General features: G+C 61.0%; 22 protein-coding genes and 2 pseudogenes. 10 read left to right on the top strand and 14 right to left on the bottom strand.

Translation table 11 applies throughout. The features are described from left to right. Positions 1-327 precede the first annotated feature (327 nt). From EO094_RS03075 to EO094_RS03030, 10 genes and pseudogenes are all read right to left on the bottom strand, one after another. A complete protein-coding gene (locus tag EO094_RS03075; protein WP_128290848.1) occupies positions 328-894 on the bottom strand; it encodes a VUT family protein in 567 nt (188 codons plus the stop codon). After that, positions 887-1612, bottom strand: coding sequence for a 7-cyano-7-deazaguanine synthase QueC (gene queC / locus EO094_RS03070; protein WP_128290847.1), 726 nt, complete (start codon positions 1610-1612; stop codon positions 887-889). The genes EO094_RS03075 and queC overlap by 8 nt, the downstream gene beginning before the upstream one ends. A gap of 11 nt (positions 1613-1623) precedes the next feature. Beyond that, positions 1624-1977, bottom strand: a complete 354-nt coding sequence (gene queD, locus EO094_RS03065; protein ID WP_128290846.1) for a 6-carboxytetrahydropterin synthase QueD — start codon at positions 1975-1977, stop codon at positions 1624-1626. Beyond that, a complete protein-coding gene (queE, locus tag EO094_RS03060) occupies positions 1974-2609 on the bottom strand; it encodes a 7-carboxy-7-deazaguanine synthase (protein WP_128290845.1) in 636 nt (211 codons plus the stop codon). The genes queD and queE overlap by 4 nt, the downstream gene beginning before the upstream one ends. 3 nt (positions 2610-2612) lie before the next feature. Beyond that, positions 2613-3710: a DGQHR domain-containing protein DpdB gene (gene dbpB, locus EO094_RS03055; RefSeq protein ID WP_128290844.1), complete on the bottom strand. Its 1098-nt coding sequence runs from the start codon at positions 3708-3710 to the stop codon at positions 2613-2615. Next, entirely contained in the window at positions 3707-4996 is a 1290-nt protein-coding gene (dpdA, locus tag EO094_RS03050) for a tRNA-guanine transglycosylase DpdA (RefSeq protein ID WP_128290843.1), read from the bottom strand. Before dpdA ends, dbpB (EO094_RS03055) begins: the two co-directional genes overlap by 4 nt. Beyond that, on the bottom strand, positions 4996-6108 hold the full coding sequence (gene dbpB / locus EO094_RS03045; RefSeq protein WP_246008347.1) for a DGQHR domain-containing protein DpdB: 1113 nt from the start codon (positions 6106-6108) through the stop codon (positions 4996-4998). The genes dpdA and dbpB (EO094_RS03045) overlap by 1 nt, the downstream gene beginning before the upstream one ends. A gap of 26 nt (positions 6109-6134) precedes the next feature. Then, the gene (locus tag EO094_RS03040) at positions 6135-6872 is read right to left on the bottom strand and encodes a hypothetical protein (RefSeq protein WP_128290841.1); all 738 of its coding nucleotides are present in this window, start codon (positions 6870-6872) and stop codon (positions 6135-6137) included. Between the two features lie 666 nt (positions 6873-7538). Continuing rightward, positions 7539-8412 (bottom strand): annotated as a pseudogene (locus EO094_RS03035) (nucleotidyl transferase AbiEii/AbiGii toxin family protein). Continuing rightward, positions 8405-9022 carry a type IV toxin-antitoxin system AbiEi family antitoxin domain-containing protein gene (locus EO094_RS03030; protein WP_128290840.1) on the bottom strand — a complete coding sequence of 206 codons (618 nt, stop codon included), beginning with the start codon at positions 9020-9022 and terminating at the stop codon, positions 8405-8407. Before EO094_RS03030 ends, EO094_RS03035 begins: the two are co-directional and overlap by 8 nt. Positions 9023-9336: 314 nt before the next feature. Between EO094_RS03030 and EO094_RS03025 the strand changes: the two are divergent. From EO094_RS03025 to EO094_RS02995, 7 genes and pseudogenes are all read left to right on the top strand, one after another. Then, a pseudogene (locus EO094_RS03025) lies at positions 9337-9890 on the top strand (ArdC family protein); the annotation flags it as partial. A gap of 606 nt (positions 9891-10496) precedes the next feature. Continuing rightward, positions 10497-11861, top strand: coding sequence for an integrase family protein (locus EO094_RS03015; RefSeq protein WP_128290839.1), 1365 nt, complete (start codon positions 10497-10499; stop codon positions 11859-11861). Between the two features lie 84 nt (positions 11862-11945). After that, positions 11946-12242, top strand: coding sequence for a hypothetical protein (locus tag EO094_RS03010; RefSeq protein ID WP_128290838.1), 297 nt, complete (start codon positions 11946-11948; stop codon positions 12240-12242). A 165-nt stretch (positions 12243-12407) separates the two neighbouring features. After that, positions 12408-12539 carry a hypothetical protein gene (locus EO094_RS18840; protein WP_281275223.1) on the top strand — a complete coding sequence of 44 codons (132 nt, stop codon included), beginning with the start codon at positions 12408-12410 and terminating at the stop codon, positions 12537-12539. Then, positions 12539-12772, top strand: coding sequence for a helix-turn-helix transcriptional regulator (locus EO094_RS18955; protein WP_425455856.1), 234 nt, complete (start codon positions 12539-12541; stop codon positions 12770-12772). Before EO094_RS18840 ends, EO094_RS18955 begins: the two co-directional genes overlap by 1 nt. Beyond that, the gene (locus tag EO094_RS03000) at positions 12769-13338 is read left to right on the top strand and encodes a hypothetical protein (protein WP_128290836.1); all 570 of its coding nucleotides are present in this window, start codon (positions 12769-12771) and stop codon (positions 13336-13338) included. Before EO094_RS18955 ends, EO094_RS03000 begins: the two co-directional genes overlap by 4 nt. Continuing rightward, positions 13335-16094, top strand: a complete 2760-nt coding sequence (locus EO094_RS02995; protein ID WP_128290835.1) for a CHC2 zinc finger domain-containing protein — start codon at positions 13335-13337, stop codon at positions 16092-16094. Before EO094_RS03000 ends, EO094_RS02995 begins: the two co-directional genes overlap by 4 nt. A 749-nt stretch (positions 16095-16843) precedes the next feature. Here EO094_RS02995 and EO094_RS02990 read toward each other — a convergent pair. From EO094_RS02990 to EO094_RS02980, 3 genes are all read right to left on the bottom strand, one after another. Beyond that, the gene (locus EO094_RS02990; RefSeq protein ID WP_128290834.1) at positions 16844-17533 is read right to left on the bottom strand and encodes a hypothetical protein; all 690 of its coding nucleotides are present in this window, start codon (positions 17531-17533) and stop codon (positions 16844-16846) included. 113 nt (positions 17534-17646) lie between these two features. After that, complete coding sequence (locus EO094_RS02985; protein WP_128291789.1) at positions 17647-17925, bottom strand: type II toxin-antitoxin system HicB family antitoxin; 279 nt, start codon at positions 17923-17925, stop codon at positions 17647-17649. A gap of 220 nt (positions 17926-18145) precedes the next feature. After that, positions 18146-19258, bottom strand: coding sequence for a hypothetical protein (locus EO094_RS02980; protein ID WP_246008346.1), 1113 nt, complete (start codon positions 19256-19258; stop codon positions 18146-18148). Between the two features lie 179 nt (positions 19259-19437). Here EO094_RS02980 and EO094_RS02975 point away from each other — a divergent pair, with 179 nt between their 5' ends. The 3 genes from EO094_RS02975 to EO094_RS02965 all read left to right on the top strand — a co-directional run bounded on the left by EO094_RS02975 (position 19438) and on the right by EO094_RS02965 (position 20716). After that, on the top strand, positions 19438-20055 hold the full coding sequence (locus EO094_RS02975) for a recombinase family protein (protein ID WP_128290833.1): 618 nt from the start codon (positions 19438-19440) through the stop codon (positions 20053-20055). Between the two features lie 227 nt (positions 20056-20282). Then, positions 20283-20504 carry a hypothetical protein gene (locus tag EO094_RS02970; RefSeq protein WP_128290832.1) on the top strand — a complete coding sequence of 74 codons (222 nt, stop codon included), beginning with the start codon at positions 20283-20285 and terminating at the stop codon, positions 20502-20504. After that, entirely contained in the window at positions 20501-20716 is a 216-nt protein-coding gene (locus EO094_RS02965) for a hypothetical protein (protein WP_128290831.1), read from the top strand. The genes EO094_RS02970 and EO094_RS02965 overlap by 4 nt, the downstream gene beginning before the upstream one ends. On the opposite strand, the gene EO094_RS02960 is transcribed toward EO094_RS02965, so the two are convergent. Next, complete coding sequence (locus EO094_RS02960) at positions 20704-21669, bottom strand: DUF6602 domain-containing protein (RefSeq protein ID WP_128290830.1); 966 nt, start codon at positions 21667-21669, stop codon at positions 20704-20706. The two genes, EO094_RS02965 and EO094_RS02960, sit on opposite strands and share 13 nt — an antisense overlap. Positions 21670-21689 lie beyond the last annotated feature (20 nt).

The raw sequence follows: 21689 nt of genomic DNA, 5'->3' as shown, positions 1-21689 counted from the left end.
CGTATCTGACACGGCCGTCAAAGGAACATCAAGTGCAACAGTAGCTTTCATGCAGATACACAATGACACGCGGCACCTAACCAGGGTCTTTCTCAATATGCATGAAGAGCAACCACATGGATCGGCAAGCATCCTGGCTGGGGGAGATCAACTCTGGCTCTACCGAATATTGCGCGCTGGACGCTTGCAATATACGATACCGAGAGAAAGTCCATCCGGCACACTGGGTCGCAATTGACTATGACTGCCTCAGTCGAGATCTCCAATCGAAACTTCCGCCCTTGGCTGAGCAAGAGATCAAGAGAGGTCGTGCGGATTTCTCTCAGGTTAGGCGGGCAGAATACCGAGTCGGCGATCGCGCGATCGCAGCCACGCAAGAATGGGTAAAGCTGCGAGCACCATCCAAGCTTTTCCAACAACCTGTCCGGCCAAAAACTCCAGCGAACCGAAAGCGAGCCAGAGAAACACCATGCTGTCAACGACAAGGCCCACGATGCTGCTTGCAACGACCGCGCGGACAAAACGTCGACGCTGCAATGGAGTATAGACTGCCATATCCGCGAACTCGGACAGTAGAAAAGCAACTGTGGAAGCGACGACAAGAGCGGGAGGCGCAAAGCTCGCGGAAAGCAATGCACCAAGGACAATTGCGACGATGGACCAGTTGAGCCCAAGCCGTCGTTGCACAAGATCACGTAGTGTCAATGCAAGGCCGACCGTCAAAACGCCACTTGGCGCGTCAAGTCCGGGCGCCACAGGGATCAAGCAAGGACCGTCGGGGATGCACGTCGTCCCTACATTCCCGATGAGCCAGTTCGAGAGGGGGATTGATCCGACGAAGCACAAAAAATAGGCGATGCCTTCCAGCTTGCGAATACGGTCTATTTCAGCCATTTGGGACGCCCGCTTTTGATTGTGGGTCGGCGACGAAACGCAGATAACCTTGAGCGCGCAACTCGCAGGCCGGACATGTTCCGCATCCGCGTCCCCAGTCATGAAGAGTGCGTTCGCCTTGATAGCAAGTGTGACTCTCCGCACGGATGAGATCGACCAGCATGTCCCCACCCAGACGGTGGGATAAGCGCCAGGTCTCGGCCTTGTCGATCCACATCAGGGGTGTGTGGACCACGAAGCGGGTGTCCATACCGAGGTTGAGTGCCAGTTGCAGCGCCTTCATCGTGTCATCACGACAGTCGGGATAACCGGAAAAATCCGTCTCGCACACGCCAGTGACGATATGCTTGGCGCCGCGGCGGTATGCTATCGCGGCCGCGAAGGTCATGAACAGCAGGTTGCGGCCCGGCACGAACGTGTTAGGGAGCCCATTCTCCTGCATTTCGATCCCGACGTCCCTGGTGAGCGATGTTTCGCTCACCTGGCCGAGTACGGCGAGATCAATGAGATGATCTTCTGCAAGCTTGGGGCCCCATTGCGGGAAACGCTTTCGAAGGGCCTCGAGAACCACCGGCCGGGTATCGAGTTCGACGCGATGACGCTGTCGATAGTCAAAGCCGACAGTTTCCACGCGTTCGAAGCGATCGAGCGCCCATGCAAGGCAGGTCGTGGAATCCTGACCTCCGGAAAATAGGACGATCGCGTCGCCGTCATTCATGATGCACCCCCTTAGCCTTCGTATTCCGCCCAGCAATTCGGCGTCTCAAACACCTTTACCGAACTGGTTTGCGGAAGAATCGGCTTAACTCGGTCCCAGATCCAAGCCGCGATATTCTCGGCCGTTGGGTTTTCAAGACCCTCGATATCGTTGAGACAATAGTGATCAAGTCGTTCCAGCAGAGGACCGAATGCGGCCTCTACGTCGAAGAAATCGATAACGAAGCCCGAGCGAGGATCGACGGGGCCTTCAAGTCGCAGTTCGACCCGATAGGAATGTCCGTGCATCCGATGACAACGATGTGTCTCGGGTACGTTGGGCAGTCGATGAGCTGCCTCGAAGGTGAAGGCCTGGGTGATCTTCATCGGATTCCTAACTGCTTGTGCGTCTGAAGACTGAGTTGCCACCGCGGATTAGCCAGGCAGTACGCCACCGCCGCCTGTGTGTTGCGGGCGACGTCCGGTCCGTCCATTGGCTGGAGCAGGAAATGATCGAAAGCGAGTGCCTCGAACCGTTCCGGCTCGGCTCCGGCTTGTGGAAAGACCAGCTTGAGTTCGTTGCCGCGCAAAAGTTCTAGCGGAGCGCCGGCTTTCGGACTGACGCTAATCCAGTCGATACCGTCGGGCGGCGTCAGTGTACCATTGGTCTCGATTGCGATCTCGAAGCCCTCGCTATGCAGGGCTTCGACCAGCGGCGCATCAATCTGAAGCAGTGGCTCGCCGCCGGTCAGCACCACGAAACGGTGTTGGCCATGCGCAGATTGCCATTTCAGGGCTACTGCCTCGGCAAGTTCAGGTGCTGTTACAAATCGACCACCACCGTCACCATCAACTCCGACAAAATCCGTATCGCAGAACTGGCAGACAGCCTTCGGTCGATCGGCCTCACGCCCTGACCAGAGATTGCAACCCGCAAAGCGGCAAAAAACTGCCGCTCGTCCGGCGTGTCGGCCTTCGCCCTGCAAGGTGCAGAACATTTCCTTGACAGCGTAGGCCACCGTTCAACTCACCTCCTCGTTGCGTGGAATGGCGCGCCGCAGTTCCTGGACGAGGTGCAACGATAGCTGCCTGATATCGGCGGGGACGTTCTGCAGGCCGTTCCAGCGACGACGCTCGTCTCCGAACGCCCATTCCCCTGAACTCCAGGCCGTTCGACCCTTCAGATGCCGCAATCCCCGAGCGAAGGCATCGCGATCTTCGGCACCGGTCAGAACGTGCACTGTCTCCATTACGTAACCCATCGCGATGATACCGGCGCCATGCACCAACCGGGATGTTTTCGGCGTCTTGTCCTCCCAATCCTCGGAAAAGACATGTCTGACCGCATGGAAGAACTCACTGACGAAATTGACGCCACGATCGAGCAGCAATCGGTCATCGTCAGCGTAAAGACGCAGTACGCCGTCGCTTATGGAGTTCATGAGCAATCGCTGAATGACAGTGTCTCGAATTATGCCTTTCGGGTTCGTCTGCTGCTTGATCATGCCCCGCAGCGCCGAGCCTTCCCGGTAATTCAGCGCCTCCGTCATCAATGCAGCTTGGCTGCGATTAGACATTCGCGGAGGCAGGTCGCTTACCTGAGGCAGCAACTCGTAGACCAGCGCCTTAGGTAGCGGACGCGTGTTATTGATAAGGATGAATTGCTTTTGTAGCTCTTCAAGACAATCGCAGATAAAACCCGAAACCAGGACTTCAAAATCGCTCCCATGCAAATCCCTCAGGGCGGTGAAGCGCTGCTGACCATCGACGATCCATCCCGGCGCACCATTTGATACGTCGATCGCCAACCGCCCGAACCGGCCCTCAACGCCATCATGTGACGGGCCTGACTCCAGGCTTGCTGAATGCGTGAATGCAACAATGATCGGGTTGGGCAGGATTGCTCCGGGCTTTTCAAGATAATCACGGATTTCCCGAATATGACCGGCAATCTGCGGACGCTGGAAGCCGCGCAGAGTACCGGAATCGTCCCGTCCTGCTCGCTCGATGCGGGCAAAACGTTCGACGTCCCGAGCACGCGCGGCGAAAGTGAAAACGGGGAGGCTCTCGCTCTGGCGCGGCGCGACAACGTCAAAATGGAGAATATGCGGGGAACTCATACCGCGTCCGCCCGGAAATCCTGCAAATGCTTATAAAAGACATGCAAATTGTGCATTCCTCGCCTTTTGTTTCGATTTGAGTTTCTGAAGATCAGCGCTTCGACGCCGCCTTCGCGACAAACGCGACAATCGCAACCTTCCCATGGCCGATCCTGGAGCGTCTGCGCGTAAATGCGGCGCTGCCGATCAAGCGCTTGTACCCGCTTGGATGGAGAGGCCTCGTCATTCCAATTGAGTTTCTCCCAATAGGCCATCACCGCATCGAGAGCATCTTCAACGTCGATCTCGCGGCAGGCCAAACGCCGGACGCCGTTAAGCGCCGTAGCTTCAAGTTGGCGGGCTTCTTCCTGATCCAAGCGACCCTGCAACGCTTTGACCTTTAGCCGATTGTTCTCAGTCGCCTGCGGAATACGGATTGCGGTGTAATAAGAAAGCTCGCCAGCTTTACTGCGTGCCCAGTAATTCTTGCGGGAGTCCTTGAACGCGCGAACCAGCGGTGATGTCGTATCAAAACTGGTGACGCCATATCGCTCGAGATCGGCGAGGTGTTCGATCTTGCCAAAGCCGAGAAGATGCAGCCGAACCTGCTTTGGCAGCACCTCACGAATCGCCGCCAGGGCGCGTCTTATCTGCTCGATTCTGAGCGGAACTGTGCCACCGATTGCCAGATAGACATAACCCATCTTGGCAAGGTTGAGCGCCGCCTGAGCCATGCTCGGCGCTGACCATCCCTGGATCACACCCATGGGAACGAAGCGACGTCCAAGAGACTTGGCTTCGCGCAGGAACTCTGCTGCATTCTGTTGAGTAATCTCGAAGCGGATGCGGATATCCTCCGGGATTTCCTTCTCTGATCGCTCCGCATCCTGATCATCGAAATCGAAGATAAGATGATCCGGCGAACAACCATGGCTGAAGTCGCCGTCACCGTAGAACTCGACCGTATCCTGGGCGCGATACGGGGGTTCGGGCATATTACGGTAGGTGAACGCACCGCAATCGCCCATCATCATGCTGTCTGGAAATTGCTCGCGCGAGTAGCGCAGGAAGCGTCGGGCCCCTTCGCGCCTGAACCGCATCAATTGAGCTTCTGTGTATTTTCCCGGAATCAGCGCGTCGCCAACAATACCGCGAGAAACGAGGATACCGTCGTAAGGGGAGGTATCGAGGAACTCGTGTGGGAACTGGTCGTCACGATGTATCGTTCGTCCTGCTCCGTTACGATCAGCAATGAAATCGTAGGCGGGATCGACAAAATCGAGACTATCGGCAAATACGAACTTCATTACGCGACCTTCGCCATAGAATGTGCGTGATCGAGACGTGCCAACTGGTCGGAAAGCAGCCTGATGTCACGGCCGACGTTCTGGATGTCATTCCAGTCACGGTCGATGTCCGGCCAACGCCCACTAGTCCAGCAACAGTAGGGCGCAATGCGAAAGAGCGCTTCTTGGGCATGACGGCGCATATCTCCGTTGCCAGGCGCGCGCGCCATCACACGATCCATCAGAAAGCCCATCGCCTCTATGCCGGCAGAATGCATCAGTCGACTTTGGGTCGGCCGCTTGCCCCACGCTTCAGGAAACACCTCGGCGACCGCCCCCCAGAACGCATTCAACAGACGAACCATAGCCGCGCAATCCGCGTCCTGCGAAGAAGAAGCCTTGTATGGAGCCAAAACTCCCAAGGGGCTGCTGATGCTGTTGCGCACCATCTTGATCAGCGCGGTGTCGACAATGACAGCGTCCGCATTTTCGTCCGAAACGCGGCTAACGAGGCCACGAAAGGGCGAATCCGGCGCGGTTGCGAGCAGATTGACGATCGCACTGGGGATGCGGCGAGGCGCCAGATCGCGGGGGAGCGCAACTTCGACTTCCGGAAGCAGTTCGTTAATCAGTCGCGGCGGCAGTGGGCGTGCCTTATTGACCAGGATGAACTGCTCACGGTGAACGGCCAGTTCCTCGGAAACGAAGGCGACGACGGGAACAGGGAAGCTCTTGTTCTTTGCCTCAGCAAGGGCAATCGAGCGCTGTTGACCATCGACAATCCAGGCCGCCTTGCTTCCATCTTCCGGAATAGGAACGCGCAAGGTGCCTGATTGGGAAGCGCCAACGTCGCCTTCCGGCTTGCTGCCCCTGCTCTGGGTAAAAACTGCTTGCGGGGAAATCGCCAGGATGATCGCGTTTGGGAAAAGGACTGCACCCTGATCGAGAAACTCGACGATGGACCGGACATGGTTGCGGATCTGCTTGCGCTGGAAACCGTGCAGCGAGCCATCAGAGTTTCGGTGTATCCTGCTGATCTCGGCGATGCGCAGCAAATCTGCGCCAGGCACGAAGAACGAATAAATATCGATCCCATCGGCCTGCTGCGTACGCAATGCGCGGACGGTCAACATCGATGCCTGATCATGCCTGCCAACTCTCATACAAGCCCCCCTTCACCTGTTGCCTCACGATAAAGACGCGAAAAGCGAGCCTGCTCACAGGCAACCCCCTCACGGTCGCGGAGCACACGAAGCAAGCGCCCGATCCCCTTTGTCCGCGGCAGGTGTTGCTGGATAAGAGCCAGGATATCCTCGTCCCGGAGACGTTGCCGTTGCCGCTGTACTGGGGCCTTTTTCCTGGAAAGCGTCGATATAACCCAATCACGATGGGCTGCCGCATCACCGTCAGGGCGCTCCTCCAGGCCCGATTGGACGAAATGCAGTAACGCTCGCTGAGAGAAGTCGGCCCGGGTCCCAGGCAAGATGGCCTGAAGACGCTCATCATAGGGCAACAAACTCGGTGAAACCCTGGATGGCAAAATCGACTTAAGATTGGCGCCAACAATGCGTAATCTGGCGATGACTGAATTCGACAGGGTATCTAAGCTTGATGCCAGCATTCGCGCGTAGGACTGGCTGAGTGCCATGACTACACACCCAGAGTCTTTGTCCGAAAATACATGTGTCATAGGCGTGGAATACGGCCCGTGACTGACTGCAGACCACCAGGATGCGGGATCGAAGCGGTCATCGATGCGCGCCACAATGCTTTCCGGCCCCTTTCCGCTTACGGTTACGCCATAGGCGGGAATGGAGCGCTCAATGGCTACAAGCCCAAGACCGGCAGAAATCGCGTACAGCGGCGCTTCTGATATCTGCGAAGCCCGAAGCGCCAACTGGAATCCGCGGCCGCCATAAAGTTCACCTGCGCGGCTAGCGACTGGGAGCGAATGTAGCCGTTCAATCCATGTAGTTTCCAGACAGTACTGGTCTAAGATAGGAAGAGAAACTGCTCGCGCATTCAGGCTGGGATGCACCTTCTTTCGACTGGAACACGGGACCAAAAGTGCACAGATCGCACCCTGAGTCGCCCGTGAATGCTCACCCTTTTGCATAAACCGTTCCGTTGGCCACATTCGTTGGGTTTGTCTCGCATTTTCCGGCACTTGTAGCCGAAAGCGGCCGCCTACACGGATTGTGAAAGCTGTCCGCAACAAACAGCTACGGCAAAATATTCATTATGTCAATTTCTTAGAAGCACTTTTTGGCAGAAACCCGCTATTCCGCACATCGCAGTTTTCACTTACGAATTGGATGTGTGACTGCAAATAACTGCATGGCAATCAGACGCAGTTTCGTGCGCGAGTTTCAGTCTCGAGCCGGTTGACGGGGCGACGAAAAGCGGGCGCATCGCGGATGCAGGCGCGGGCTAATTGCATGGCACTGGTTCGGACATGGCAAGAACGCAGCAACTGAGGTCTTGTCTGGTCTCGCGAATGTGCTTCGGGCAATAACGCAGCGGATCTCTCCATAAGCGTTTCGCGCGGCCTGCTTTTATGTCGTCACTTTCGATCGAGGCCCTTCGCTTGATCGGCACACGGCATCAAAAAGCCAGTGAGATCCTCAAGAACTGGCGCAAGAGGTCCTGGATCAACCGCAACATCCTCGACAAAGGCGCGCCATTGCTTCTGTTTCTGTTCGTCCGCTGCGAATGCCGGCGTGAGCGCATCGGGCAGATCGGTCGGTATCGCCGTCTTTCGCCGCGCGAAGGTCGCGGCAATCGCCTGTGCGAGCCTATCATCATCGAAGGTGAACGATCGGCTGAGGATCCAGATGTCGTAGAAGTCCTTCATCCGGCTGTTCGCCCGCCCAAGCGCCACCATCGCCTGGAATTTCTCGGCGATGACTGCCTCTCGCGCATAGGCGCGCAGCCTCGGCGCGGGGAGATCGAGCATGACGGGGTAGTCGACGACTTCCGCCCCAGGCTCCACCGCATCGCCAAAGCCGATGTCGATTGTCAGATTGATCCGGGCGCCGCCGACCGAAGCGATCGCACGCAACCGGAGACCGCCATAGTCGAGTTCTTCGCGAATACGATCGACACGCAGCTTGTCCGGATCGAACACGACGCCGTCTTCGACATCCCGCGACAGGATGTCCCGGAACGTCGTCAGCATCGCGTCTTCGCTCGGGGTCGCCGAATCCCAGCAGATCGAGATCGCGCGTCCCGCGGTGCGGATCGTCGAACCAACTCATCATGAGCATGGCGCCTTTCAGCACGAAGCGGTCGGCATGCGGTGACTGGCTGAGCCGGAACAGAAGGCGTTCCAGCGCGAAGCGCGTGAGCACCAGATCGAAGCTCTGTCCGTTCGCCTTGGAGAGGTTGAGAAGCCGGGCGCGCACCGAGGCGCCGATATTCTTGATCTCCTTAGCCATTGGCGGTGAGCGCCTCCAGATAGGGGCGGATCACCGTGCCAACCCCGCCTGTATCCGCCGCCCTCGCGATCTCTGCCGGCGTGGCTTTGCGTTGGCGCAGAGCCTCTTGCAGGCCTTCGAGCGCGACGGCGAGACCGATCTTGCCGCGATGGCGGAAGCAGTCCGCGATAGTCTTTGCCACGCCGAACACCTTTACCGATACGCCTTCGATCACATGGGTTTCGACACTGTCGGTAAGCAGATCGTCCGAGAAACGCAGCACACGTATCGGCATGTCGCTCGGCTTTGGGGTCCAGTCGTTCCGGCCGATCGCCATCCACACCTTCTTGGGAAGCTGATCCGTGATTCCGTGAAAGGCGAGTGCCGAGACGAGGCAGATCACGCCCTTGGGGAAACGCTTGGCCGCCTCGGCAAGGCTGTGGTTAGCATCGAGTTCTGCATCAGGAAGCTGGTAGAGCCCGCGCGCCAGGCGGATGACCTCACCATCCTTCTCCATGCGGCTGACGGTTGCGGCGGTCACACCGGCATTCCTGAGTTCTGCAAGGCGCAGAATCCCACTCCCCGCGAGAAGACCGCGGGCTATCTCGCGCTGGGATGGGGCCTGAGGCATAGATACATATTCTTGCACTTCAACATCCATAGTGTGAGGTTTTGTATCACATGGAGAGGTAGAAGAAAAGACCAACGAGCTCATTGGATCGGCTGATTAGAAGCCAACGCGCCGCGGATAGGACGCGAATGGACCGCGACGTGGAAAGTAGCCCGGGAGGGGAAGGCCTTCCCCTGCGGCCAAGCCTATCGTCTCTGCCGACCCCTTCTGCGGGGACACCCCGCAACGCCCCGAGAGTGAGAGTGCGGACGGGTTTGCCGTGACGGGTTGGAAGCCGAGGGAGAGGCCTTCGGCGCCCGTCGCGGAGAACCGCGATGTCCAGACACCACCGCAACGCCGGCGCTAAGCGCGACCGGACCAACCTCTATTCCGAAATCACCGACAAGATCATCACTGAGTTGGAGGCCGGGCGCGTGCCCTGGGTCCAGCCATGGAGCACGGCCGCGGCGAAGGCGCCGCTCGGCCTGCCGAAGAACGCGTCGACCGGCCGGACCTATTCCGGGATCAACGTGTTGCTCTTGTGGGGCGCCGTCATCGAGCGCAGCTTCTCCGGCCAGAGATGGCTGACCTTCCGCCAGGCGCTGTCGCTCGGCGGCAATGTCGTGAAGGGCGAGCGCGGCACCACCGTGGTCTATGCTGACCGCTTCCTCCCCGAAGACGAGAAGCGCGTGCGTGCGAGACCGGCGAGGATGCCCAGGCAATCCCGTTCCTGAAGCGCTTCACGGTCTTCAACACCGATCAGTGCGAGAACCTGCCCGAGGACGTGGCGACCGCAGCGCCGCCGGCACCGACGGGCTTGATCGAACCCCGCGTCGAAGCCCTGATCGAAGCCTCCGGCATCGACTTCCGCATCGGCGGCAACCGGGCCTTGACATGCGCGGCAATCCGCATTCCTCGATCGTCGACGGGGCAGCCGGCATGCAGGTCGAGGGCGGGCTGACAAAGATCGTTGCCTGGTATGACAACGAGTGGGGGTATGCGTCTCGTTGTCTCGACCTGGTCGCACACATCATGCGCTAGTTCGAAATTCCGTACCCGGCACGTTTATCCAGAAGGACTTGGCCCAACCGGCTGTTTCAGGCGCGTCCCAGAGGTCCCACCTTGTGCTTCCTGAAAGGTAGAAGATGCGTGAGGCTGGGAAGTTAAGTGGACATGGGCGGCCAAGGCGCGCCGATCCCGACTATTTCCGTAGCACTTTCGTGATCGTCACGCACTGCTGCCAGCCGGCAACGGCGCAAGAGATTGAATTTAAAAATAAATGGCGCACCCATCAGGATTCGAACCTGAGACCTTCGCCTTCGGAGGGCATAACATCGAGAACAATCAGGCAACACGTGACATCACGCATTTTCCCGTTTGATCCTAGAAAACATTTCAATTCAGGTACTTAGAGGGAGTTGATCGTTACCATGCGGCGACGATAGAAGCGGATGGTGACCCATACCTGCCGCCTATTTGCCGCCTGGAGTGTTCGTTGCGCCGTTCGGAGAAGCTGACCGCCACCGCCCTGAATCGCATGCTCCGGGAGCCGCCAGACGGCGATGTCTGGGATACCGAGATCCCTGGCTATCACGTTCGGCCCTACAAGCGCGGCCTGTCGCTGCGCTTCGCCTATCGCGGTCTCAACGGAAGGAACACGGCCGTCACCATCGGGCGATATGGCGTGGTCACCGCGACCGTTGCACGCGACCTGGCTCGCCAGCATGCGGCCACGGTAGCCCAGCGAGGCGATCCCCGTGAGATCCAGGCCGCCGCCCGTGCCGCGGCCGTGAAGGCGCAGCAGCAGACGATCCGCGCCTACCTGGAGAGCACCTACCGCCAGTACCAGGAGACGCACAAGCGCGACGGCAAGGCCACCGTCAACAGGATCCGCCGGCAGTTCGCGTCGCTTCTGGATCGCCCGATGGGCAGCCTCTCGCACGAGGACGTGGTGAAGTGGCAGGCAGAGCAGCTCGCCGGCGGTCTCGCCTTCGAGACGCTGAAGCGCTCCTACGGTGGCCTCCGCACGATGCTCAATCGCGCCGTGATCGACGGGGTGATAGAGGCCAATCCCCTCGCCGGCACCGGTTTGGAGCGTCCGGCGATGACCGGTGACGCCTTGGAGGCGGCGGGCACCGAACGACGCTGGCTGGAGGGGCGAGAGGTGGCCGCGCTACTAACCGCGCTCGAGCTCTACCAGGAGCGGAAGCGCCGGAAGCGGCGGAGCAGCCGCGAGCATGGCAAGTCGCATCTCCCCGATCTGGATGCCGTGCGGTTTGTCGACTTCGTTGTGCCCTTCACGTTGACAATGCTCCTCACCGGCTTCCGGCCGGGCGATCTGCATGGGCTCCTCTGGCAGCATGTCGACCTCAAGCGACGTCACATCCGCAAGGTCATCGAGAAGACCGCTCACCAGAAGCCGGATCCACAAACTTTTCCGCTCGCTCAACGCGCCACTGAAGTCCTCACCGACTGGTGGGAGCAGAGCGGCGTGCCGGCGACGGGATACGTCTTTCCCGGCCGTACCGGCGGACGACTGTCCTCCACCGTCATGAGAAAGCCCTGGCGACTGCTTAAGGCCCTGTCGGCGCAGCACGTTGCAGTCCATGGCGGTGTCCAGCTCCCCGACGTGGACCTCTACACGCTTCGCCATCACTTCGCGTCGAGTCTGCTCATGAGCGGAGCCGACCTGCTCACGGTCAGCCGACTCATGGGGCACGCCAGCATCGAGATCACCGCGAAGCACTATGGCCACCTCGCCCAGGACCATTCTCGTGCCCTGGTCGAAAAATTTTCTCATGCCATAGATTTCCCGGAAACTCATCTGCGATCAATAAAAGCAACGCATAAGCATAATTGAGCGCAACTCGCTCATTTATAAACGCTTTACGTTCTCCGAAGATCGACGCTAATATCCCAATAGTAACCATTGGGGAGTATAGCGATGATATACGCAAAGGAGATGGTTGAAGCTCGCTCGCTGATCGAAGCCGGCATCGATCCATCGACACTGTTCCTGAACGAGCGGGCAGCCAGGGCGATCGTGCCATGTTCCTGCGCCACGCTGAAGAAGGCGCGGTGCGAAGGGCGGCTGTTTGGTCGCGCGGCGCCACCCTATCGCAAGGCGGGGAAGTTCGTCTGGTACAACGCCGCGGAGCTGCAGTCCTGGATGGATGGCGCGGCAGGCGAGCCCCTTCGCACCACCGCTGAAGCGGCCGCCCGGGTCGTGAAAGCACAATGAAGTTGCTGACAGCAGTCAGCCCGGCCTGGAAACCGGCAACCGAGAGATCCAGCACGCTCCGCTATGGTGGGTGCGTGGATGGCGCCTGCGGGCGCGCGGCGTTCTCCGGCCGTTTTCCAGCATCCACGCACCTGCCGCCCCACTGGAAAAGGGCCTGGAGCAAGCATGATCAAGCTCGATCCCACCTGGCGTGCCGCCCGGCGCGTTCGCATCACTCAAACCATGCTCCTCACCAGCGCGACGCTGCTGCTCGTCCTGCAAATGGCGACGATCGTTCAGCAGGCCGGCGCGTCGTGATGCGAGGCTGCCAGGGTCATTCGGAGACAAGCGAGGTCAACCCGATGATCCATTCGGACAGCATCAAGCGCACAAAGGCAGCCGCCGCCTACATCGGCGTCTCGCTCAGCACACTCAAGAATCTGAGGAAGCGCGAAGAATTTCCGCCCCCGATTAGGCTCTCTACCAATGCAATCGGGTGGAAAACCGAGGACCTGGACGCGTGGCTGGAGATCCGCCGAGGCCAAAAATGAGAAAGCCCAGCTTTGAGGGAAGCCGGGCTTTCGGAATCCACGCCGTTACCAGCGGCATGAACGAGCTCTATACTATGAAAGGTAACTTCACTACCGACGTAACGCAAGCAATTTCGCTCATTTCTGACGTTCATCTGCCCGCCCCGTCCGAGTGGATCGAGTGGCGATCGTCGGGACATTGGGTTCACTATCCGGTCTTCGGCTACGAGGGGGAGATCGTCGGCGAAGGCTTCATTGACACGGATTTCCTAGACACGGTGGTCCGCTTCTTCGGGGGGCGACGGGACCGCGCGCGGATCTGGCGGGTGCTGGGCATGTCGGTCACCTGGCGCGATAGCGTTGGCATTGTCGGCCATGAGAGCGGCTGGCGCCGCTACCACCTCGGCAGCATCGACGGTGTGGTCCGTCAGCTCGACCATCAGGCGCCGGTGGTCATGCTGACCCCGCGCGGCCAGGTCCTCTTCCAGGAGTCCCCTCGCCACAAGGTGCGAGCGGTCAATGACGTCGGCGCCGTGGCAGAGATTGTGGCCGCGTTCTGTCCACATGGAGCGGAGGTGGTCGCATGAGCCTCCTTTCCGAAGCCACCATCGACACCGCGCGGGGCGATATCGTTGACGTGGTCGGTCGCCATGTCGAGCTGAAGGGTAGCGGCTCGGAGTTCGAGGGGCTCTGCCCTTTCCACCAGGAGAAGACGCCGTCATTCACCGTCAGCGCCGAGAAGCAGTTCTACCACTGCTTCGGCTGCGGCGCCCATGGCGACGCGATCGATTTCGTGCAGAAGATGGAGAGCGTCGACTTTCTGGAGGCGGTTCGGCGCATCTCCGGGGGCCACGCCGGCGAATCCCTCCCCAAGCAGCGCCAGTCGGTCAAGCAGTCGAAGGCACCGGCCTGGGAACCTGTCGCGCCCATTCCAGCGGACGCCCCAGCGCCCGACTTTACGTTCCGGGGGCAACAGGCGGACCGGACCTGGCTCTATCGAGACGGGGATGGCGAGCGTCTCGGCTACGTCTGTCGTTTCGAGCGGCCGGATGGCGGAAAGGACGTGATCCCGCTCTCCTACTGCGCCAACACCGCCTCCGGCGAGATGGGCTGGCGCTGGCTGTCCTTCAGCAAGCCGCGCCCACTCTACGGGCTCGACAGGCTGGCTCAGCATCCCAAGGCCCAGGTGATCGTGGTCGAAGGGGAGAAGGCCGCCGACGCTGCTCAGGCGCGCTATGAGGAAGCAGGCGTCTCACGCGACAAGCTGGTGGTCATCTCCTGGCCAGGTGGCGGCAAGGCCGTTAAGCACGCCGACTGGTCACCGCTCGCGGGCCGCAACGTCGGCCTCTGGCCGGATGCGGACCAGAAGGACTACCCCGAGACCCATGATCTGGCCGGGCAGCGGATGCCGTTCCTCGAGCAGCCGGGCACCACCTGCATGCTGGAGATCGCCGACCGCATCGAGCGCGAGGTCAAAGCGCTCAAGTTCATCATGCCGCCCGAGAACGTGGCTGATGGCTGGGACCTCGCCGACGAGCCGCCGCAGGGGTTCGACCTGCTGGCGCATACGAAGGCGTCCTCCACGAGCATCGAGGCATTCCGGGCACCGCTTGAAGGCCCGGGCTTGGCGCCCGTAGCCAAGCCGGTCCCGGAGGCCAGCGAGCCGTCGGCCGAGGCTGACGGCGAGCCAGAAGAGGAAGCGGGCGCCGATGAAGATAACGGCCACTTCTCCGTTCTCGGCTTCGACCGGAAGGTCATCTACGTCTACAGCCTCAAGCGACGGCAGGTCGTGGAGACGAGCCTGTCACAGCTCACCAGGCCCGCGGGTCTGATCGAGCTGGCGCCCCTCAACTGGTGGGAAGGCTTCTTCGCCAAGTCAAATGGCGCCCTGGACTGCGCGGCGGCGGCCAACTGGATCAATAGCGTCGCGGTACGGCGCGGCATCTTCGATCCGGCACGTACCCGGGGCCGCGGCGCCTGGCGCGACGACCAGCGCAACGTCTTCCACCACGGCGACTGCCTCACCGTGGACGGGGATCGCGTCGAGCTCGGCCGAATTCGCAGCAGCTTCGCCTACGAAGGCGCCGCGCCGATCCCCATCAAGTCCAAGGAGATCATGACCGCGGAGGAAGGGTACAGCCTGGTCCAAGATGCAGGGAAGTTCCGGTGGAAGCATCCCGGATCCGGCTTGCTCGTCGCGGGCTGGATTTTCCTCGCGCCGATTTGCGGGGCGCTGCAGTGGAGGCCTCACATCTGGATCACCGGCGCACCGGGCGCGGGAAAGAGCACGTTCCTCAGCCGTTACCTGACGCCCCTGGTGCAGCCGCGCTGGATGCTGCTCCTCCAGGGCAATTCCACCGAGGCCGGCATCCGTCAGATGCTGAAGTCGGACGCGCGCCCGGTTTTGATCGATGAGTTCGAATCGAACACGAAGCGTGACCGCGACCGCATTGAAAGCGTCCTGACCATGATCCGCCAGGCCTCGAGCGACAACGACGCCATCGTGGCGCGCGGCACCACCCACGGGACCGCCCAGAGCTTCGCCGTGCGCAGCATGTTCGCGCTGGCGAGCGTCGGCGTGTCCCTCAATCGCGGCACCGATCGCGACCGGGTGACCGTCCTCGAGCTGCAGACGGGCGACAATCATCAATGGCAGGAGCTGTCGAAGCGGCTGGGCGAGTATTCGCTCGACCGCGGCCTCAGCGAGCGCCTTTTCGCCCGCGCGCTGAGCATGCTGCCGCTGATCCACGAGTCGGTCGAGATCTTCACCCGCGTCGCCGGCCAGCATTTCGGCCGCCAGCGTGACGGCGATCAGTTCGGCACCCTGCTGGCCGGATGCTGGTGCATGCAGAACGATCGCGTGCCCGACGAGAGCGAGGTCGAGATCCTGCTCAATCAGCTCGACTTCGGTGAGTTCGGCGCTGGCGATGCAGTGGAGGAGGACGACTCGCGGCAGGCCCTCGCCGCCGTCATGGGCTCACCGGTGCGCCTCGACAGCCACGTGACCCGCACGGTGGCACAGCTCGTCCAGACCGTGGTCGAGGTCCCCGACCATCCCCTCGAGGGGGACATGCAGCGGCGCGACGCCGTCCAGGCCCTTGGCTTGGTCGGCATCCGCGTCTCGGAGAACGAGTCGCCGCGGCGCGTGCAGTTCGCCCGCGGTCATTCCGGCCTCGTCCGCCTGATCGAAACCACGTCGTTCGCTGCGGGCCTCACCGATCGGCTGGCGCGCGTCCCTGGCGCGACAAAGTCCAACAAGAAGTCGCCGCCGGAGAAGACCCGCTTCGCCGGCCAGGCGCTACGCTATGTGTCGCTCCCCCTGAGCGAGTGCTTTCCCGAGTAGCGGACCAATCCCGCAGCCCTCCACCTGACCCGGCCTCAGCGCCGGGTTTTTTGTGCTGGAACACCGGTGGGCACCGTCGAGGCCCGAAGGTGTTCCACTTGTTCCACCCTCAACGCCCCCTGTTCCACCCCCGTTGGAACGCCAGAAACCCAGCAACCACGGGGGTTCTGGGCGATCCGTTCCACTGTTCCACCGAAAACATACACACACGCAACAAAACGAAGATGAAGGCCCATCTTCTGCCCCACCTCGACACCGGCGCCCGCCTCGCCTGTGTATGTGTATATCCTCTTTAAGGTGGAACAGTGGAACAGAAGGGTGGTTCTCCCAGTAAAATCAATAACTTGCGTGTTCCACCCCCTAAATTAGGCAGGTGGAACAGGTGGAACAGGTATCGCAAAAGCCTTGTGAAATCAGGGTTTTAGAGTGTTCCACCAGCTATGATCGAGGGTTGGCAGGCGCTATTGCTCGCGGCACTGATGCTTGCGGCGGCGAAGGGTGCCCAGGACCGGGGTGTCGACCGTCAACCTGACCATCGAGGCCGGTTAACTAAAAAAACGCGCGCGCGAGGCGCCGCTGGAGGAAGGACAGATCGAGGATCTCGCTGGATCTCGATCGTCTCCAGAACCAGGATGAACCTTGGTGGGCCGCTGGCCCGGGGGATGCGGTGTGATCAGCCGATCCAGGTCTGCACGAAGAGACCGGGGCTGGAGGCGCCGGAACTGCTTCTCAGGGCGCCCGTTCAATCTTCAGCGATCGGCCGCGGGGTCAGGCCACTGGCGGAAATGCTCGCTCTTGATGACCGCCGCCTTCGGAAAGTCGCGAGCGAACCTGGCGCCATTGACTTGGCGGTGACCGCCGAGATGCACGCTTGCCTGGCGAGGCACCCAGCAGCCGGTGTCGATGGGGCCGTCTGAGAAGCGACCCGCCAGGAAGTAGTCGACGCGGTAGCCGGGCGTGCCATCGGCTCCGCAGGCGAGAGCATCGTTGCTCAGGCCGGCGACGATGGGGCGATCGCCCTCATCCTCGATGGAAACGAAGCCGATCACTGCGCTCGCCTGCCTCTCCCAGGTCTCGCGGTTTGCCGTTGGCCAGAGATCGAAGGCGTCCTCACGCGAGATTTCCTCGAGCGGCAGGGTGAGCACGACGGACTCCCCGGCGTAGGTCGACATGGCGGTGATCACGTAGTCGGCGCGCGGGGCCCAGCAGCCGCTGCCCACGTCAACCGGATCGCCGTAGCCTGAGCTGAGGTAGATCGTCCCCTCGCGGGGATCCTCCAGATTCGGACAACGAGCGGGATCGGCGGGTCGATCGCTCAGCGCAATCGACATGCGCTCGGCGGCGTTGATGTAGCGCGAGTAGATGCCGAGCGTGTCGGCGTGGCCGGTGCCGGCCATGAAAGAGCAAAGCAATGCGGCGGCGGCGACTGATGGGCGCACGGCGGTCTCCGGTGGGTCATGGAAGTGGCGGGCAGCGCGGTGTCGCCCGATGACGACAGTATAGACGGACGTGGCGCTCGCAACGCACCTTTGTCCGGCCGTCCGTCATGCCGTTATCGCCGTGCGGCGCCGCCCTCTGTGGCGCGCGGGTGGAATTCTGGCCTCACCAGGCGCTCGCCCGGTTGCGGCTCCGATGGTTTCGGTAGCGCTCTACCTGCTTCCGTGTATCCCTCCAGAGCGACGGCCAGCGCGTCAGCCATCTCGTACAGAGCCTCCTCAAGAGTATCGCCCTGGGTGGTGGCGCCCTGGACGTCGCGACAGGTGACGACGTAGCCGCCGTCTGCGTCAGGAGTCAGGATGACCGGATAGAGTTCGAGATCGCATTCATTCATCGTCACGTTATACCGTTATCTTCGGAGTCGACCACAGGCAGGCCAAGGACCAACGACCGGCAAGCGCTCAGTAGCAGCGGCATGGACCGATGCCGATGAACGGCGGCTGCAGCGACGACTGCAGAACGTCTCCGTCAGATCGCAAGGTTGCCCGTGACGAATTGAAGAGGCGGAGAGCTCAGCGATCGATGATCGATTCATTGATGTTATTTATCTCTGCCTATCCCAAGAGAGACTCGAAGTCAGGCGACTTCACTATTTCGCCTATTAGCTCGTCAAGCCGGCGCTCCTTATGCCGCGCCCGGCGAAAGTCTTCCGCGGTCCGCTTGTCTACGTATAAAACGTCACAATAGGCGGCAAGGACGCCGAGAAAACGATCGTTGAGGTCGCTGCCGGGTCGCTTCTTCCTCAACTGACCGTGCTTTATAAGGGCATCGCTTACAATGCGGCTAGGTAGGAGATCGATAGGGATCTTCTTGAGCTCGTCGAATGGAAGTCCTGTCGCCGACGCTACGACACGCAGCTGACTTCTAAAATCACCCAGTCGACTGAGGTCAGCAAGGAGGCATTCATCCCGGATCTCAGCTTCGTCCACACCTTGGATGGCCAAACCGGCGACCAACACGTCGCGCACCGACTTGCCTGTCAGCGGCATCATCTGTGAAGCTCTGTCCACAAAATCCATAGCCAAAGCTTCTGCGTCCTTCTCATCTCCGCCGTTGCTCTGCATCGCCTCGCGGAACACCTCACCCCGAATTCGACTGAGCTGCGCGCGCGCCTGGGCAGGAGAGCGAACGGTTCCCTTCGACAACTCGCCGATCGTACGGTTCATATCGAGGAATTGGATGGGCGAGACGACCGCAGTCATGTCTGCTTTGCCGACCCTTGAGCGCAGCGCCGGTCGTATCGCTTCCCACACCCAGACATCTGAGCCGATGGCCTCGGTGCCGGTGCCTGTCTTCAGGAATAGCGTGCGCGCCCGATCACGTATCGAGGCTGGGCTATGGTGGCCCTCGCTCACGGCGACCACCTCCGCCGCCAAGACCTGTACGATGGATCCCACCCCTCCGGGGCTCTGCGATCCCACCCATGCCAGAAGCGGTAAGTTTTGTATGAATTCGACGCGGGCACGGACGATGGCTTCATCTTCAAGAAGCAGCAACTCTTCCAGGTGGTGGAATGACAGAAGCGGAATCCGGCCTCGCTCCATAAGCTCGGCATGAAGGCGAAGCGCCCGTTCGCGGCGAGCGGGGTCGCTCCCCGATGCGGCATCGATCCATTTCGCCCAATGCGAGCTGTCAGGACCGACCACGATGGATTTAAGTAAGGCCAATGATCATCTCGCGATTGAAGGTCTATGTCGCAGTTTCGTAGCCCGGTGGAGCGTGCTGAATTGGGTATAGCCTAGCGACGCTCAATTTCGAGCATCCGATAGCGTATTGCTATTTCTGTTTTCCGGCCCTAACCAATACACTGACTTGGCAATACGCCAAACCAGCACAAGGGCCGATCATGTTCACACGCGGGTATCTCAGGGCGAGCACCGATAAGCAGGATGCGGAGCGCGCTCGCGACATGCTGGCGACCTTCGCCGGGGAGCACGGGCAGACCATCGCATCCTGGTACGTCGAGAACGCCTCGGGCGCCACGGCAGACCGGCCGGAGCTTCACCGGCTGCTGAAGGATGCCCAGCCCGGCGACATCATGCTGGTCGAGGCCGTCGACCGCCTGTCGCGCCTTCCCGCCGCCGAGTGGAAGAAGCTGCGGGCGCAGATCGAGGCGAAGGGCCTTCGGATCGTTTCGATCGACCTGCCGACCAGCCACGCCGGCATGAAGGACACTGCCGGCGACGAGTTCACCTCGCGGATGCTCGACGCGATCAACAGCATGATGATGGACATGCTCGCGGCGATCGCCGCCAAGGACTACGAGCAGCGGCGTCAGCGGCAGGCCCAGGGCATCGCCAAGGCGAAGGCCGAGGGCAAGTACCGGGGCCGGCCTCGCGACGAGGAGAAGCGCCAGAAGATCCGCGAGCTGCTGGCGGCGGGCTTCAGCGTCCGGAAGGCCGCCGATCTGGCCGACGCCAGCCCCTACACCGTGCAGAGCGTGAAGGCCGAGATGTCGGCCTGAAAAGGAGCCCCCGCGACGGCTGGACCCCGCCCGAGGGCATGACACCGCGACTACCTGGAGGACATCGCGATGCGGCACAATGGTACCGCGCGCCCAGCGCGCATTGGAACACTCACCGGACGCCAGCTGGCTGCCTTGCTCGAGGCGCTGGCGCCGTATCGGGGCGAGCCGATCTCGGCCCCCGTGATCGAATTGGCGACGCGCCTGGCGCGCCTGGAGGCTATATCGTGAATGCCAGCGAAATCGCTGCAGAAATCGGCGCTCAAGACCCCGCGGACGCGGCCGATCAAACTCGCTACGCCTTGTCGAAGCAGATCGATGCCATCCAGAGTTCCCTCGATACGGGCTATGGCCCGCTCGATCTCACCGACGATGAAGCCGGTGAGCTGCGCGACACCCTACGAAGGCTGTTGGAACGGCGCTTGGCGCGACTGGAGCCCCAGCGATGACGATCTACTGCCTGACACCGCACAGGAACGGCGTCTCCCACACCATCCAGGAGCGACACCCTGGGTATCCGATGATCGAGGTGGGGCACCTGCGCCCCGCCTACGTGCCGGAGCATGAGGGGGCGGGCTGGGTCGCGCGCGATCGATTGGGGCGGATCTACTCTGCCGAGACGGCAGAGGAGGCGTTGGCCGTCTTTGCTCACAGGCCGTAGAGAGACCACTCATCCCACGGCTCGCCGTTGATGAGCTGCCGGCGCTCCACCTTTGGCCGCACGTCTGCGGAATAAACATCCAGAGGCCACGTCCGGAGAGTCCCGCGGTTTTGCCCGCCGAGATTGGCCATGTCGTAGTAGTCGGCGATGTCACGAACCGCGGCGTCTTCAGCGGCGATGCGTCGGGTGAGAGCTGCAATCAGAGCCCCTACTGGACGGAAGTCTTGGTACTGGTCCTGCGAATCATAGGCGGCGCAGTTGAACGCGGTCATTGGTCCGATCTTCCCACCGAACTCCTTCTCATAGGCGGCAGCCTCGTCGCTGCTTCCCGCCATCTCTACCGGGAATCCAGCCAGGTACATGCCTGACCAGCAAGCGAGATCGGCGACACATACCAGATCAAGCTCAAACCGGGGATGATCTACCGGTTGCCCTCCGCGCCAGTGCTTTTCGATGTTCTCGAGAGGAGAAGATCTCTCGCTCTTCCAGACATGCGAATGTGCAAGGAGGCCGTAAATAAGCGGCGATCGCAACTCTTTCCTCGGAGAGCCCTGCCGCTCAGGAAAGAGGCTCTTGAACTTCTGGCAGCGGCCGAAGGCCTCCGCGAGGTGAGAGGAGCCAAGGGTCGTCTTGCACTCGAACGCCGCCGCCACGCCTCCAGCCAGCCACAGCTTCTTCTCGCGCAACTTCAGCGGGTACGTCGGCTTGAGTATCAGGACATCAATCTGAGGCGAGAGACGGCCATCATGACCAATGATCCTCCCCTTGGTCTCTACCTGGTAGGTCGGCGGAAGCCACTCGCGGAATAGAGCGGCCCAGTTTGCCTCGCCTTCATCGCCTGCCGTTCCTGGATCGTCAGAGGCTCGAGCGTAGATCCGGGCATACTCGGAGGCCATTTCATCGCTGAGCTGGGCCATGAAGGTGTGAAGAGCGTGAGTGGTGGCGACCGCCATGACTTTGCTTCCTGGGCAGC

Source organism: Afifella aestuarii (assembly GCF_004023665.1).
GTDB lineage: Bacteria > Pseudomonadota > Alphaproteobacteria > Rhizobiales > Afifellaceae > Afifella > Afifella aestuarii.
Note: the sequence above shows the minus strand (reverse complement) of the source record. Positions and strands in the feature narration are given on the sequence as shown.